Origin of the sequence: Kineosporia sp. A_224 (assembly GCF_002198655.1) — a bacterium.
Taxonomy (GTDB): domain Bacteria; phylum Actinomycetota; class Actinomycetes; order Actinomycetales; family Kineosporiaceae; genus R-H-3.
Map to the genome: position 1 here is coordinate 58,136 of NZ_MWLN01000221.1, position 14,908 is coordinate 73,043.

12 protein-coding genes are annotated in these 14,908 nt (G+C 75.5%); 7 read left to right on the top strand and 5 right to left on the bottom strand.

What is annotated here, in order from left to right:
• Positions 1 to 1,500, bottom strand: coding sequence for a hypothetical protein (locus EDJALFJO_RS29320; RefSeq protein ID WP_198950752.1), 1,500 nt, complete (start codon positions 1,498 to 1,500; stop codon positions 1 to 3).
• Between the two features lie 78 nt (positions 1,501 to 1,578).
• Here EDJALFJO_RS29320 and EDJALFJO_RS29325 point away from each other — a divergent pair, with 78 nt between their 5' ends.
• Positions 1,579 to 2,838 (top strand): CapA family protein, encoded by a 1,260-nt coding sequence (locus tag EDJALFJO_RS29325; RefSeq protein ID WP_198950753.1) that lies wholly within the window; start codon positions 1,579 to 1,581, stop codon positions 2,836 to 2,838.
• Between the two features lie 55 nt (positions 2,839 to 2,893).
• On the opposite strand, the gene EDJALFJO_RS29330 is transcribed toward EDJALFJO_RS29325, so the two are convergent.
• Positions 2,894 to 3,376, bottom strand: coding sequence for an Lrp/AsnC family transcriptional regulator (locus EDJALFJO_RS29330; protein WP_088289864.1), 483 nt, complete (start codon positions 3,374 to 3,376; stop codon positions 2,894 to 2,896).
• 238 nt (positions 3,377 to 3,614) lie between these two features.
• Between EDJALFJO_RS29330 and EDJALFJO_RS29335 the strand changes: the two genes are divergently transcribed.
• Complete coding sequence (locus EDJALFJO_RS29335; protein ID WP_198950754.1) at positions 3,615 to 7,088, top strand: indolepyruvate ferredoxin oxidoreductase family protein; 3,474 nt, start codon at positions 3,615 to 3,617, stop codon at positions 7,086 to 7,088.
• Here EDJALFJO_RS29335 and EDJALFJO_RS35880 read toward each other — a convergent pair.
• Positions 7,081 to 7,923 (bottom strand): transglutaminase family protein, encoded by an 843-nt coding sequence (locus EDJALFJO_RS35880; RefSeq protein WP_088289866.1) that lies wholly within the window; start codon positions 7,921 to 7,923, stop codon positions 7,081 to 7,083. The two genes, EDJALFJO_RS29335 and EDJALFJO_RS35880, sit on opposite strands and share 8 nt — an antisense overlap.
• Positions 7,924 to 7,978: 55 nt before the next feature.
• The gene (locus EDJALFJO_RS29345; protein WP_088289867.1) at positions 7,979 to 8,863 is read right to left on the bottom strand and encodes a hypothetical protein; all 885 of its coding nucleotides are present in this window, start codon (positions 8,861 to 8,863) and stop codon (positions 7,979 to 7,981) included.
• Between the two features lie 121 nt (positions 8,864 to 8,984).
• On the opposite strand from EDJALFJO_RS29345, the gene EDJALFJO_RS29350 reads away from it, so the two are divergent.
• From EDJALFJO_RS29350 to EDJALFJO_RS29365, 4 genes are all read left to right on the top strand, one after another.
• On the top strand, positions 8,985 to 10,148 hold the full coding sequence (locus tag EDJALFJO_RS29350; protein WP_088289868.1) for a MerR family transcriptional regulator: 1,164 nt from the start codon (positions 8,985 to 8,987) through the stop codon (positions 10,146 to 10,148).
• Between the two features lie 136 nt (positions 10,149 to 10,284).
• Complete coding sequence (locus EDJALFJO_RS29355) at positions 10,285 to 10,713, top strand: heme-binding protein (protein WP_088289869.1); 429 nt, start codon at positions 10,285 to 10,287, stop codon at positions 10,711 to 10,713.
• A 111-nt stretch (positions 10,714 to 10,824) separates the two neighbouring features.
• Complete coding sequence (locus EDJALFJO_RS29360; RefSeq protein WP_198950755.1) at positions 10,825 to 11,679, top strand: hypothetical protein; 855 nt, start codon at positions 10,825 to 10,827, stop codon at positions 11,677 to 11,679.
• A gap of 62 nt (positions 11,680 to 11,741) precedes the next feature.
• Positions 11,742 to 13,010 carry an amino acid permease gene (locus EDJALFJO_RS29365; protein WP_158220608.1) on the top strand — a complete coding sequence of 423 codons (1,269 nt, stop codon included), beginning with the start codon at positions 11,742 to 11,744 and terminating at the stop codon, positions 13,008 to 13,010.
• A 48-nt stretch (positions 13,011 to 13,058) separates the two neighbouring features.
• Here EDJALFJO_RS29365 and EDJALFJO_RS29370 read toward each other — a convergent pair whose 3' ends face one another.
• Complete coding sequence (locus tag EDJALFJO_RS29370) at positions 13,059 to 13,931, bottom strand: LysR family transcriptional regulator (protein WP_088289871.1); 873 nt, start codon at positions 13,929 to 13,931, stop codon at positions 13,059 to 13,061.
• Between the two features lie 82 nt (positions 13,932 to 14,013).
• Here EDJALFJO_RS29370 and EDJALFJO_RS29375 point away from each other — a divergent pair, with 82 nt between their 5' ends.
• Positions 14,014 to 14,775: a hypothetical protein gene (locus EDJALFJO_RS29375; RefSeq protein WP_088289872.1), complete on the top strand. Its 762-nt coding sequence runs from the start codon at positions 14,014 to 14,016 to the stop codon at positions 14,773 to 14,775.
• The last annotated feature ends 133 nt before the right edge of the window (positions 14,776 to 14,908 follow it).

A 14,908-nucleotide genomic window follows, 5' to 3' on the forward strand; every position in this document is an offset into this window, starting at 1 on the left:
TCACGCGACCGGCATCACCCGGGCGATCTTGATCTTCGTGCTCGTGCTGCCGGCCGCGGGGTAGGCGACGCTCGCGTCGGAGTAGCCCTTGAACGCCTGGTACGAGTGGTCCCGGACCGGGATCCTGATCCGGGCACCGGTCGCGGCGCCCGTCGAGGCGTTGTAGACCTGGGCGGCCATCCCGGTCCCGGACTGCCAGGCGAGGAGCATCCGGCCCGTGCCGTACCGGACGAGATGCGGGTGGCTCGCGCTGATCGACGTCCTCACGGACTTGTTCGACGCGCCGGTCGTGAAGCGGTCGAGGCGGACCGTGCCGCCCTGGCTCCAGGCCGTCCAGTAGCCGGTCGTGCTCGCGTTGACGAGGTCGCCGCCGAACAGGGTGCCGTCGCAGGCCCCGGCGGCCACCGTGCGGTACGGGTTCGGCTGCGCGATCCGGCAGCTGTTGTCGGTGGCGCAGACCATGACGTAGTGCTTGGTGCGCTTGTCCCACACGATCCGCGACGTCCAGGCGTGGCTGCAGCCGACCTCGAAGCTGTCGTGACCGGACAGGAGCTTGCCGGCCTTGCTGACGACCTGCATCCGGTCGCCCTCGTGGATGTCGACGCAGCTGCCGTTCTGCACGGTGATGGCGACGCCGAAGTAGGCGGCGTAGTTGGCGCCGTCATAGGCGAGCCGGCCGTGGTGCTGGTACCACCACACGAACCGGGCGCCGTTCGTCTGCCCGCCGCGGGTCGCGGTGAGGTTGGTGACCTGGACCTGCCACACGAGCGCGCCGGAGTTGTCGAACCGCACCATGTGCATCGTGTTGCACGGGCTCGCCGTCCCGCCGCACAGCCGGCTGCCCGTGCAGCTGCCCGCGCGGGTCAGGAGCAGGACGCCGCCCGTGCTGTCGGCGCGGACGTCCTGCAGGTCGATCCCGGGGAAGTTCGTGGGCTTCCCGACGAGCTTGTCGTTGCAGTCCAGCTTGCCGAGGTGGACCCGCTTGTCCGTGCCGAGCCAGGCCAGCCACGAACCGCCGGGGCGGGAGGCGATCGCCAGCGGCAGCGCCTCGGTGTCGCCCTCGCCGCCGTAGCCCGTGACCGTGACGCCGGCGCTGATCTCGGTGACGCGCACCTTCGGCGTCGCGCTCGCCGTCCGGGCGCACGTGCCGGCGGCCGCGACGGTCGCCGCTGCTGCGGGGGCGGTGGCCGACCCGGTCGCCGTCGCCGCGCCGGGCCGGCCGGTGGACGGCGCGACCGCCTCCGGCGCCGCTGCGGCGGAGGTGGTGACCGGGCCGGGCATGGCCGGGGCCGCGTCGGTGGCCCCGGCGGCCGGGGCGACCGCGACGGCCGCGCCGTCCGACCGCCACCACGTGCCCGGACCGAACCGGCCGTCGGCCGCGGCCGGCAGCACGGTCGCGAGGCCGACGGCGGCGAGCGTGCCGAGCGCGACCGCGAGCGTGCGCCGGCTCCGGCGGCGGTCCTGTCGAGGTCCCGTCCGGGACGGGTGATGGGTGCCCATGCCCACACGTCGCACGGCGCCCCGCGGACGTTGCCCCGACCGGCGCACCGGGTGCCGGTGAGGGGCCACACTGTCCGGGTGCGGGACACGGTGGGACGGACGTCGGTGCGCGTCACGGCGGTGGTGGCGCTCGGCTGCCTGCTCGCGGCCTGCGGCTCCGGGGACCGCGGCGCGGCGCCACCGGCGGCCACGACCGTCACGTCGGTGCCGGCGAGCCCGTCCGGCGCGGGGCCGGCCGACCCGTCGGAGTCGCCGTCGACGGAGCCCGCCACGGAGCCGTCCACGGGGCCGTCCACGCGGAAGCCGCGACGGGTCACCCTCGTCGCCACGGGCGACGTCCTGCTCCACCCGCCGCTGTGGGCGCAGGCGAAGGCGGACGCCGCCCGCACCGGGCGTGGTGACCTCGACTTCGCGCCGATGCTCGCGCCGATCAAGCCGATCGTCGCGGGCGCGGACCTCGCGCTGTGCCACCTGGAGACACCGCTGGCGACCGCGTCGGGGCCGTTCCGTGGCTATCCGATGTTCTCCGGGCCGCCGCAGGTCGTCGACGCGCTCGACCGGACCGGGTACGACGCCTGCAGCACGGCGAGCAACCACACCTTCGACCAGGGCGCCGAGGGCATCCGGCGCACCCTCGACGCGCTCGACGACGCCGGGATCGCCCACGCGGGCTCGGCGCGGACCGCCGAGGAAGCCGCCCGGACGACGGTCGTCGACGTGCACGGCGTCCGGGTCGCGCTGCTGTCGTACACGTACGGCTTCAACGGCAACAGCTACCCCGGCGGCGACCGCTGGCGGGCCGACGTCATCGACGAGCGGCGGATCCTCGCCGAGGCGGCCGCGGCCCGGAAGGACGGGGCCGAGATCGTCGTCCTCTCCCTGCACTGGGGGACCGAGTACGTGCAGACCCCGAACCGGCAGCAGGCCGACGTCTCCCGCCGGCTCGCCCGCTCCGCCGACCTCGACGTGATCATCAGCCACCACGCGCACGTCGTCGAGCCGATCCGCAAGATCGGCAGGACCTGGGTCGTCTACGGCCTCGGCAACCTCATGGCCTGGCACAGCACACCGGGCGACCCGAACGCCGAGGGCCTGCTCGTGCGGTTCACGTTCACCGAGACGAAGGCCCACCGGTTCGCCGTGACCAGGGCCGAGTACGAGCCGATCATGGTCGCGAGGGCCGCGCCGATCCGGGTGCTCGACGTCCCGAAGGCGTTGCGGGACGGCACGTACGGCAGCTCCACCCGGGCCCGGCTGCAGGCGGCGCTCGACCGGACGACGCGCGTGGTGACGAGTCTCGGCGCGGACGACGACGGGCTGGTGCCGATCACCGGCTGACCCGGCTGACCCGGCTGACCCGGCTGACCCGGCTGACCCGGCTGACCCCGGCGGGTCAGTCGGGGCGCGTCCAGGACCCGAGCACGATGAGGGTCTTCGTGCCGGCGACCTTGCGCGACGTCCGCAGCCCGTCGATCGCCTCCTGGAGGTGGTTGATGTCGCGGGCGCGCAGGTGGACGAGCGCGTCCGGGTCGCCGGCGATCGTGAAGACGGCCTGCACCTCCGGGGCACGGGCGGCGGTCGCGATGATGTCGCCGACGCTCGCCGTCCCCGCGTAGCGCACCTCGGTGAACGCCTCGACGCCCCAGCCGAGGCGGGTGTGGTCGACCTGGACCGTGAACCCGGTGATGACGCCGAGGTCGCGCAGCCGGTCGACCCGCCGCTTGACCGCCGCGACGGACAGGCCGACGCGGGGTGCCATCTCGGAGAACGTCCGGCGGCCGTCCTCGCGGAGCAGGCGCAGGAGGTGGTGGTCGACCGCGTCGACGTCGGCCGGACCGGTCGGAGGCCGCTGCGGCGACGCGGGATCGGGGCTCATGGCGCAAGTGAATCGAGCAGCCCGGGGGAAGTCCACACAATCTTTGCGTCTTCACCCACGACGACACCCAGGACCTTGCGTCGAGGGTGCCCTGTTCTGTCTCCTGTGAGCCACGTCGCACTCGGCGCGCCGATGCGGCATGGTCGTTACCAGGCACGTCGGTACGCACATCGCCGTCCGACCGGTGCCGTCGCCAGTGCTCGGCCGGACCGTCGCCCACCACGCCGGAGGAACCCTCGTGAGCGCACCGCCCTCGCTCGACGACAAGTACGCCGCCGGCGACGGCCGGGCCCTGATGTCCGGGGTGCAGGCGCTCGTCCGGCTCACGCTCGAGCAGCGCCGCCTCGACACCGCGCGCGGCCTCGACACAGCGGTCTACGTCTCGGGCTACCAGGGGTCGCCGCTCGGCACGGTCGACCTCGAGATGGGCCGCGCGAAGCGGTTCCTCGCCGAGGCCGGCGTCGTCTTCCAGGCCGGGGTCAACGAGGAGCTCGCCGCGACCGCCGTCGCGGGCAGCCAGCTCATCGGCCGGCTCCCCGGCCGCCGGTACGACGGCGTGACCGGCTTCTGGTACGGCAAGAACCCCGGCCTCGACCGGGCCGCGGACGCCATCCGGCACGGGATGCTCGCCGGCACCGCACCGCTCGGCGGGGCCGTCGCCTGGATCGGCGACGACCCCGACTGCAAGTCCTCGACCGTGCCCAGCTCGTGCGAGCCGATGTGCCAGAGCCTGTCCATGCCGCTGCTCGCACCGGGGTCGGTCCAGGAGATCGTCGAGTACGGGCTGCACGCCGTCGCCCTCTCCCGGGCGTGCGGCCTGTGGGTCGGGCTGAAGATCGTCGCGAACATCGCCGACGCGTCGGCGACCGTCGACCTGTCGGGCCTGGACCGGGACGTCCCGGAACCGGAGCGCCGCGTCGTCGGGGACGGCCCGGCGCTCGTCGGGCCGTCCGCCGTCGCCGCTGAGCACGACATGTTCACGCGCCGGCTCGACCTCGCCCGCGAGTACGCCCGCACCCACCGGCTCAACCGGGTCACCTTCTCCGCGACCCGGGCGACGCTCGGCATCGTGGCGTCGGGGACGTCCTTCGCGACCGTCGAGCGTGCGCTCGCCGACCTCGGGATCGACGAGGCCGAGGCGGAGCGGCTCGGGCTGCGGCTCGTCCGCCTCGGGATGCCCTTCCCGCTCGACCGCGGCCAGGTCGCCGAGCTCACCGAGGGCCTCGACCGGCTGCTCGTCGTCGAGGACAAGACCCCGTTCCTCGAAGGGCACCTCCAGCAGGCGCTCTACCGCCGCCCGGACGCCCCGGCCGTCCTCGGTCGCTCCGACGAGAGCGGCCGGCCGCTGCTGTCGGCGCGCGGGACGCTCGGGGCGGACGACGTCGCCGCCGCCCTCGCGCGCGTCGTCGGCGAGGACCGGCTCGGCCCGCGCGCCGTCGCGCACCTCGCCGTCGAGCGCCCCGCCGCGGCCCGCCGGACGCTGCCCCTCGTCGCCGCCCGCACACCGTTCTTCTGCTCCGGCTGCCCGCACAACCGCTCGACCCGGACGACGGACGACACCCTCGTCGGCGTCGGGATCGGCTGCCACGCGATGATCGCGCTCGACGACGGCGGCGGCCGCGGCCACCAGATCGGGCTCACCCAGATGGGCGGCGAGGGCGCGCAGTGGCTGGGCCTCGCGCCGTTCACCGACGACCGGCACTTCGTGCAGAACCTCGGCGACGGCACGTTCCACCACTCCGGGTCGCTCGCGATCCGGGCCGCCGTCGCCGGCGGCGTGAAGATGACCTACAAGCTGCTCTACAACGACGCCGTCGCGATGACCGGCGGCCAGCGCGCCGAGGGCCGGGTCGACGTCCCCGCCCTGACCCGGCTGCTCATGCTCGAGGGCGTCACGCGGGTCGTCGTCACGACCCCGGAACCCGAGACGTACCAGGGGGTCTCGCTGGACCACCGCGCCACGGTGCGGCACCGCGACGACCTGCCCGCCGTCGAGCGCGAGCTCGCGGAGCTCGACGGCGTGACCGTCATCGTCCACGACGACCGCTGCGCGACCGAGGAGCGCCGGCTGCGCAAGCGCGGCCTGCTCCCGACGCCGAAGGAGAAGGTCGTCGTCAACGAGCGGGTCTGCGAGGGCTGCGGCGACTGCGCGTCGAAGTCGACGTGCATGTCGGTGCAGTCGGTCGACACCGAGCTCGGCCGCAAGACCCGGATCCACCAGGCCTCGTGCAACACCGACCTCTCGTGCCTGTCGGGGGACTGCCCGTCGTTCCTGCTCGTCGAGCCGGGCACCGGCCCGCGCACCCGGCGGGCGACGCCGGACCTGCCGGTGGCCCTCGTCGAGCCGCAGCGCCGCCCCGCCAGCGGCGCCGAGGTCGTGCTGCGGATGCCCGGCATCGGGGGCACCGGCGTCGTCACCGTCTCGCAGATCCTCCAGATGGCCGCGCACGTCGACGGCCTGCACGCCGCGGGCCTGGAGCAGATCGGACTCGCGCAGAAGGGCGGCCCGGTCGTCAGCGACGTCCGGATCGGCAAGGACCCGGTGGCGGGTGCGGTCAAGGCGTCCCGCGGCACGGTCGACGTCCTCGTCGGGTTCGACCTGCTCGGTGCGGCCGCCGACGCCAACCTCGCGACGTGCCGGGCGGACCGGACCGTCGCCGTCGTCAACACCGCCGTCGTCCCGACGATCGGCATGGTCACCGGGCGCGTCCTCGTGCCGGGGACGCCGGACGACGCGCTCCTGCGCATCGCCTCGGTGACCCGGCCGGACGCCGTCCACGCGATCGACGCGAACGGCCTGTCGGAGGCGCTCTTCGGGGACCACATGCCGGTCAACCTGCTCCTGCTCGGCGCGGTCTACCAGCACGGGCTGCTGCCGGTCAGCGCGCAGGCGATGGAGCAGGCGATCACGCTCAACGGGACGGCGGTCGAGAAGAACCTCGCCGCGTTCCGCTGGGGGCGGGCGAGCGTGCAGGACCCGGACGCCGTCGCGCGTGCGGTGGCGGCCGCGTCGGCCTCGCCGACGGCAACGGGTCCGGTGTCTCTCGCCGGCAGCAGGACGACGTCCCTCGAGGAGGCGGTCGCCCTGCGGGTCACGGACCTCACCGGCTACCAGAGCGGCGCCTACGCGCAGGTCTTCGAGGCCGCCGTCCGCGAGGTCGTCGGCACGGCGACCGCGCGTGCAGGGGAGGAGGCCGGCCGCCGGATCGGGCTCGCGTACGCCCGCAGCCTGCACCGGCTCATGGCCTACAAGGACGAGTACGAGGTGGCCCGGCTGCACCTCGACCCGGCCGAGCAGGCGCGGCTGCGCGCCGAGTTCGGGCCGGGTGCGCGGGTCTCGGTGCTCCTGCACCCGCCGGCGCTGCGGGCCCTCGGGATGCGCCGGAAGATCCGGTTGCGGCGTACCGCGACCCCGACGTTCCGGGTGCTCGCCGCGGCCCGCCGGCTGCGCGGGACGCCGCTCGACGTCTTCGGCTATGCGCAGGTCCGCCGGGTGGAGCGGGCTCTCGTCGAGGAGTTCCGCGCGACGATGCTGCAGGCCCTGGGCCGGCTCACCCCGGCGACGGCAGAGGCGGTCGAGGCGATCGCCGCGCTGCCCGAGGAGATCCGCGGGTACGAGGACATCAAGCTCGCCCGGGTCGCGGAGTACCGGGAGCGGACGGCGGCAGCGCTCGACGCGCTCGCCGCGGCCTCGCGGGAACGGGTCAGCTGAGCGTCGTCGCCCGGTCGCCGTCGTCCGTCGGCAGACCGTGGTCGGCGACGGCGGTGACGACGACGTCGCGCAGGTCGGCCACGCCGGTGAGCGTCGTGCACCAGGCGGTGTCGGCGGCGTCCCGGCCCGTGCAGATCCGCACGAGGGACGCGCGCGGCGCGAGCCGGGTCGCGTCGACGACGTGCCAGACGCCGTCCACCTCGACCTCGGCGACGGCGTGGAAGTCCATGGGGAACAGGCCCGGCGCGTAGACCGCGACGAGCCGGGCGGCCATCCCGACGGCCCGGGCCAGCGTGACGACGAGGTGTGCGTAGTCGCGGCAGACGCCCTGGCCGGCGAGCAGGACGTCGACGGCGTCGTCCGTCGGCCCGGTGCTGCCCGAGACGTACTGGAGGTTGTCGTGGACGTGGTCCGTGATGGCCCGCAGCCGCTCGAGGGCCGGCGCGTCCGGGCCGGGGAACCGGGTCGCGCCGAAGCCCGTGAACCGGTCCGCGGGGCAGTAGCGGCTCGGTCGGAGCATGAGGATCCGCTCGGCCTCGTCGACGGTGCTCACCGCACCCGACCCCGGCCGAACTGTTGCGTCGTAGGCGATCTCGAGCGTCCCCGGCCCGCACTCGACGAGGTGCTGGCGGGTGAACGGGGCCGGGCCGCGGACCTCCCGGACCTCGACCGGCGTGCCGTCGAGCGTCGCGCGCAGCGAGGCGCCGTCGTCGTTCGCGGCCACGACCTGCAGGGCGAGGAGCGACGGCTCCCGGACGTCGAAGACGACGTGGGCGCCCACGGTCGCGGACGGCGACGGGGCGAAGGCGACAGGGGGGTCCGAGAGGGAGGGCACGGTTCTCGACCGTAGGGGTGACCGCGGGCCGGGGCCCGTCGAGGCGGCCCGGCCGTCACGTCGGCTGCGTCACAACCCCGTAGGAGGTGAGGGTGTGCAGGGCCTTGAGTGTGACGATCCCGCGCCACTCGAGCAGCGCGGCCGGGCCGGGCGGCTCCCAGCTGACGGGCCAGCCGCCGTCCGCCTGCTGCTGGGACAGCAGGTGCTGCAGGTGCGCGTCGACCCGGTCCGCGTCGAAGAGGCCGCGCCAGCGGGAGGTGGCCAGCGGCGCCAGGTCGAGGGGCGACAGCCCGTACCCGGGCGCGCCCGGGTCGAGGTGGAACATCTGCGTCGACCGCAGGTGCCCGACGACCCGTTCGGCGAGCGGGTCTGCCCAGGCCCGGTCCGGCACGTGCTCGAGCAGGACGAGGACCTCGGAGGCCGAGTGCACCTCGTCGGGCAGCGGCCCGTCGTCCAGCCGCTGCCGGCACCACGCGGTCGCGGCGCTCCGCCAGGGGTGCTCGACCCCGAGCCGGTGCAGCAGCCCCGCGAGGCCGGCGGTCGGGTTGAGGCCGGGCTCGTACGTCCACGCCGACCAGTGCGCCGCGCGCGGGAAGCCCTCGATGACCGGGAAGGCGAGCGGGACGGCACCACCGGCGCCGGCCCGCCCGGCGACCGCGCCGAGGAAGTCGCAGGCCCGCAGGACCATCCCGGGCTCGACGGTGCCGGCGTCGGCCATCGCACGCAGCGCCTGCTCGACGTCGATCGGCAGGCTCGCGGGGCAGCGCTTGTCCGGCTCGAGGCCGTGCCCGAAGCCGCCGTCCTCGTTCTGGTAGCCGCGCAGCACGTCGACGACCGCCGCCGGCGGACCGCCGTGGAACGTCGCGTCGAAGAGCCGGCGTTCGAGGAGCCGGGCGTTGGTGCGGAGGAAGTGCTCGGCCGGGGCGAAGACGTCGTCCATGGCAGGAGGCTAGGTGCGGGGTCCGACATCCGGTCCGCCGTGTGCAGTTGACTCTGTCCCTGGGGCAGACACCACCGTCGTCCGTGCCGGGCCGGACGCCCGGCACGAGAAGGAGGACGACGTGACCGAGGAGCTGCTGACGATCGGGGACTTCGCCCGGGCGTCGGGACTGTCGCACAAGGCGTTGCGCCTGTACGACGACCTCGGCCTCCTCGTCCCGGCGTACGTCGACCCCGCGAGCGGCTACCGCTTCTACGGCCCGGGCCAGCTCGACCGGGCGGTCCTCGTCGGGTCGCTGCGGCGGCTCGGGATGCCCCTCGCGCGCATCGCCGACGTCGTCGGGCTCGGCCCGGCCGGCGCCTCGGCCGCCGTCGCCGGCTGGTGGGCCGGCGTCGAGGAGCAGACCGGCGCTCGGCGCGACCTCGCCGCCTTCCTCGTCCACGACCTCGCCAGGAAGGGCACTGCCATGACCGCACCGATGACCGCACCCCGGTACACCGTCCGCCACGCCACCGGCCTCGACACCGGCCTCGTCCGGCCCGCCCAGCAGGACGCCGTCCACGCCGACGACCCGGTCTTCGCCGTCGCCGACGGGTTCGGTGACACCGGCGCCGACGCGAGCGCGGCCGCGCTCGCCGCGCTGGTCGCCGCGCTGCCGGACGCGGCCGAGGCCTCGACCGACGTCGTCCAAGGGCTGCGGGACGCCGTCGCCGCCGCCGACGGGGCGGTCGGCGCCGCGGTCGGCGACACCGGCCGCACCGCAGCCGCCGGGACGACCCTCACGGCCCTCGTCCGCACCGCCGGCGGGTTCGCCGTCGTCCACGTCGGCGACTCGCGCGTCTACCTGCTCCGCGACGGCGGGCTGTTCCGGCTGACCCGCGACGACTCCCTCGTGCAGGCGATGGTCGACGAGGGCCGCCTCACCCCGGAGGAGGCGTGGGCGCACCCGCAGCGCCCGATGCTCGCGAAAGCGCTCGTCGGGCGCGGCGTCGAGGCCGACGTCCGGCTGCGCGACGCCCGCGACGGCGACCGGTACCTCGTCTGCTCCGACGGGCTGTCCGCCGTCCTGCCCGAGGCCGTCGTCCGTACGACCCTGACCGCGGCCGCCGACCCGCAGGCCGCGGTCGACGACCTGCTCGCTGCGGTCCGCGACGCGGGGGCCCCGGACAACGTGGGCGTCGTCGTCGCGGACGTCCTCGCGGTGGGCGGGGGGACCGCGGTGAGCGGCGGGACCGCGTCCGGCGGCAGGGCGACCGGCGGGACAGGTCTGCGGCGCCTGTCCTGAACACCGGCGCGTCGGCGACCCGTCGCCGCACGTCCCGCTCGGCGGAACGCGTGCTGCCGCGGTGCGTCGTCCGGTGGCATCGTGCGGGTCGCCCGGTCGACCGGCCGGGCGGACGGCGGCGACGGGATGCACAGCGATGGCGACGACGAGGTCGGTCGAGTCCGTGACCTTCGCGACGGCCCGGGCCGCGCTCGACGGTGCCGCGCGCGCCGCCGAGGAGCTGGGGATCGCGGTCTGCATCAGCGTCGCGGACGCGTCCGGGAACCAGGTCGCCTTCGGCCGGATGGACGGCGCGCCGCTGCTCTCGGCGGGCATCGCCACGAACAAGGCGTACACGGTGAGCGCCTTCAACGGGCTGGCGACGCACGAGTTCTTCGGGCTCATCGAGAACGAGCCCGCGCTCCTGCACGGCATCGTCCACACCGACCGGCTCGTCGTCTTCGCCGGCGGCGTGCCGATCCGGGTCGAGGGGCGTTTCGTCGGTGCCGTGGGGTGCTCCGGCGGCAGCGCCGACCAGGACCGGGCGGTCGCGGAGGCCGGCGCGGCCGCCGCCGCGTCGGCGTAGAGCCGCGGGCATCCGGCCGGGTGAACCTGGCCGGGGGCCGGCACTGCGGGTAGCCCCATGGCGCGGCGGCACTGTCGGTTGCGAGAGTCGTCCGCACCGAAGGAGGTCACCGTGCACAGGCATGCAGCACCGTCACGCCCCGCGGACGGGTCCCGCCGCACCCTCGCGCTCGCCACCGCGGCAGCCGCCCTGCTCGTCGCGTTCGTCGTCGCCCCGGGCCCGCTCGCCGCACGCGGCTCGGGCCGGACCTTCGCCGGGCAGGACGGTCTCGTCGAGGCGGTGCGCGTCGCGTTCGTCGAGTTCTGGGGCTCCGGGGCCCGGGCCTTCCCGCCGGCGCTCGCGGGCGTCGTCGACTACTGGTTCCGCTACCACGTCGCCAAGGCCGTGATCGCCGCGGTCGCGACGGTCGTGCTCCTGGCCCTGGGAGCACGGCTGTGGACGGCGTTCCGGTCGGCCGACCGTCTCGGGGCCGGTCGCGGGGCCGCACTGGTCGGGGCCGGCGGGCTGGTGGCGGCGCTCGTCGTAGCGTCGGTCGCCGTCGTCATGGCCAACGTCCAGGGTGCGCTGGCCCCCTTCGCGTCGGCGCTGTCGTTGCTGCCGGTCGGTGAGACCGACGGAGCCCTCGCCGGGGCGCTCGGCCAGGCCCGGCAGCAGCTGACCGGGTACCCGGCCGGCGGCCGCACCCCGGGCCTCGACCTGATGGTCGACGACTTCGCGCGGTACCACCTGGTGCTGGCCGTGACCGGTGCGGTCGTGGCGGCGGCCTTCGCCGGGGCAGGCGTGCTGATGTGGCGCCGCGCGGCGCGGACGGGGCCGGGGGAACGCCGCGCCGGGCGGGCGCTGCGGGCCGGTGCCGTCGGGTCGGCGGCCCTGTCGGTCGTCGTCCTCGTCGTCGTCGCCGCCAACGTGACGACGGCCGCGGACCCGGCGCCGGCGCTCCTGGCCTTCTTCGCGGGCGGTCTCTGAGCGGCGCCGCAGGCGCGGGCCTGCCGCCCGCGATGTCCGACCTCACAGGTACCGTCGCGCGCGTGCTGACAGCGACCCGGGGCGCCGCCCTCTACGTCGGAGCCCTCCTCGGGCCCGGGCTGCTCCTGCTGCCCGCCCTCGCCACCCAGATCGCCGGGCCGGCGTCGGTGCTCGCGTGGGCCGCGCTCATGGTCATGTCGGCGCCGATCGCGGCGACCTTCGCGGCGCTCGCGGTGCGGCACCCGGTCTCGGGCGGGGTCGCGACGTACGTCGACGAGGCGTTCGGCCGGGTCGCGGGCGCCGTCACGGGGCTGTGGTTCCTCACGTCGATCCTCATCGGCAGCCCGACGGTCGCGCTCATGGGTGCGTACTACGTCGCCGACCTCACCGGTACCGGCCCGACCGCGGCCGCGGCGATGGGGCTCGTCATCTACGCGAGCGTGCTCGCCGCGAACACGTTCGGGCTGCGGGTGTCGTCCGGCGTCCAGCTCGCGCTGTCCGCGGTGCTCGTCGCCGTCATCGCCGTCGCCGTCGGGGCGGCCCTGCCCGACCACGTCACGCAGGGCTGGACGCCGTTCGCGCCCCACGGGTGGTGGGCCGTCGGGACGGCGGCGGGCGGGCTGGTCTGGCTCGTCATCGGCTGGGAGGCCATGGCGCAGATGGCGGGCGACTTCCGCGACCCGGCGCGGGACGTGCCGCGGGCGGTCGCCTGGGGCTTCGGGATCGTCACGCTGCTCTACGTCGGGGTCGCCGTCGCGGCGGTCGTCGTCCCTGCCGACCCGGGGTCCACGGTGCCGCTGGCCGACCTCGTCGGCGTCGGGTTCGGCTCCGTCGGCCGGGACGCGACCGCGCTGCTCGCCCTGCTCCTCACGACGGGCGGGATGAACGTCTACATCGGCTCGGGCGCGAAGCTCGCGGCCGCGCTGGCCGCGGAGGGTGCGCTGCCCGCCTGGTTCGCCGGGGGAGCGGCGCGCAGCGTGCCGCGGCGCCCGCTCGCCGTCCTCGCGTGCACCGGGGTGGCGATGTACGTGCCGCTCGTGCTCGGGGTCGTCGGCCCGGCGGAGATCGTCCTCGCGACGTCCGCCTGCTTCGTCGCCGTCTACGTGCTCACGCTCGCCGCGGCGCGCAAGATGCTCACGGGCGGGCTCCGGGTCTGCGCCACGCTCGCGCTCGTGCTGTTCTGCGGGCTCGGGCCGTTCCTGCGGTGGTGGCTGCTGCTGCCGGTCGGGGTCGTGGTCGTCGCGGTGCCGTTGCTGCGGCGCCGGTGGTCGCGCCCGGACGGCGTCGAGGGCGCCGTGACCGGTGGCGCGCCGGAGCAGGTCGCGCCGTAGCTGACGGGCGCTGACAGGCGCTGGCGGACGGGTGCCCGTGGTCGGGCCTCAGCCGGTGAGTGCCGACACGAGCCGCTCGGAGGACGCCGCGCGCCCCGGGACCACGAGCAGCTCGACCCGGTGCACCAGCCGGTCCCGCAGGACGACGTGCGCGACGTCCGGGTGCCGGGGTGCGACGTCCGCGGGGAGAAGGGCCAGGCCGTGGCCCGCCGCGACGAGCAGGGTCACGGCGGCGACGTCCGTGCCGTCGTAGCGCAGCCGGGACGGCGTCGGGTCCGCGCGGACGCCCGGGACGGCGCCGGGCCCGCAGCGCAACCGGGGTGCGTCGACCCAGAGGGCGTCGCGGACGGCGTCCAGCGCGAGGGCGCCGACGCCGGCGAGCGGGTGGTCGCGGGGGAGGAGGACGACGAGGGGCTGCTCCGCCACGAGCCGTCGGGTGAGGGTGCCGGGTTCGGCGGCCTCGAGCGGCGCGTTCGGGGTCGTCACGCCGTCGATGAGGGCGGCGTCCACCGAGCCGTCGGCGACGAGCGTGACGGCGTCGTCGGCGAGGGTGGCGACGAGGTCGACGGTGGCGCGGCGGTCGTCCGCGCGTAGCCGGGCCAGACCCGCGGCGACGCGGGGACCGAGCGCGAGCGGGGTGGCCGCCAGCCGGAACCGGTCGGGCGGCGCGTGCCGCGGCCCGAGCTCGGTCCGCGCCACGTCGACGCGGAGCAGGATCTGACGGGCGTGCGCCGCGAGCCGCTCGCCGTCCGGGGTGAGGCGCACCGGGCGGCGGGTGAGCAGCGCGCGACCCACGTCCGACTCCAGCGCAGCGACGTGCTGCGAGACCGCGGACTGGGTGAACCCGAGGTCGCGGGCGGCGGCGGTGAAGGAACCGGTGCGGGCGACGGCGGCGAAGGAGCGGAGGTGGCGGAGGTCCATCGCCGTTGAGATTAGTAGGTGTGATGCCGACAGTCCTGTTCATCGTTGGACTGCATGAGCGACTGCTCGGCATCGTGAGCACATGACCACCAGGCCCGCCCGGATCGCCCTCGTCGGCGACCGTTCCCCGCACGTCCTCGCCCACGACCGGATCCCCGTGGCACTGCGCCACGCGACCCCGGCCCCGGACGCCGTGGACCCGTACTGGATCGGCTCCGCCGACGTCCGGGACGTCGCCGGTCTCGCGGACTTCGACGGGATCTGGCTCGTGCCGGGCAGCCCGTACGTCGACCGCGACGGTGCCTTCGCCGCCGTGACCACGGCCCGGACGGCAGGGGTGCCGTTCCTCGGGACCTGCGGCGGCTTCCAGCACGCGCTGCTCGAGATCGCCCGGTCGGTGGTCGGCCTGGACGTCGACCACGCGGAGGACCCGCTCGGGGAGGTGGAGCACCTCATCGTGCCGCTGGCGTGCTCCCTGCTCGGCGAGGAGGCCCGGGTGGACGTCCTGCCCGGGACCCGAGCCGCGGACCTGCTCGGCGCCGGACCACGGGTCGAGCGGTTCTTCTGCTCGTACGGGCTCGACGGGCGGTTCCGGGCGCGGCTCGAGACGGCCGGTCTCGTCTTCTCCGCCTACGACGAGACCGGGAACGCGCGCATGGTCGAGCTGCCCGGGCACCCGTTCTTCCTCGCATCGCTCTACCAGCCGGAGCTCTCGTCGGACGAGACCTGGGTGCACCCGCTGATCCGGGCGTTCGTCAGTGCCGCTGTGGAGCGGGTGTCCGGTCGTCGTGCTGTCGGGTCGGACGTCGGGGCGGACGCAGCCCGGGAGCCCACGCTGCACTGACGGAGGGGTGGACGGGCTGCGCGGCATCACCGTCTCGTGATGACGCCCGGCGGGTCAGCCGCTGCGTTTCCAGGTGTCGTCGGGTGGTGCCTGGTTCCAGATCGGGGGTGTGAGGTCGATCGGGGTGAGCCCG

Excerpts from the sequence above, each read along its gene's own strand:
- EDJALFJO_RS29320 (WP_198950752.1), bottom strand. The coding sequence starts at position 1,500 with ATGGGCACCCATCACCCGTCCCGGACGGGACCTCGACAGGACCGCCGC.
- EDJALFJO_RS29330 (WP_088289864.1), bottom strand. The coding sequence starts at position 3,376 with ATGAGCCCCGATCCCGCGTCGCCGCAGCGGCCTCCGACCGGTCCGGCC.
- EDJALFJO_RS29345 (WP_088289867.1), bottom strand. The coding sequence starts at position 8,863 with ATGGACGACGTCTTCGCCCCGGCCGAGCACTTCCTCCGCACCAACGCC.
- EDJALFJO_RS29355 (WP_088289869.1), top strand. The coding sequence starts at position 10,285 with ATGGCGACGACGAGGTCGGTCGAGTCCGTGACCTTCGCGACGGCCCGG.
- EDJALFJO_RS29370 (WP_088289871.1), bottom strand. The coding sequence starts at position 13,931 with ATGGACCTCCGCCACCTCCGCTCCTTCGCCGCCGTCGCCCGCACCGGT.
- EDJALFJO_RS29375 (WP_088289872.1), top strand. The coding sequence starts at position 14,014 with ATGACCACCAGGCCCGCCCGGATCGCCCTCGTCGGCGACCGTTCCCCG.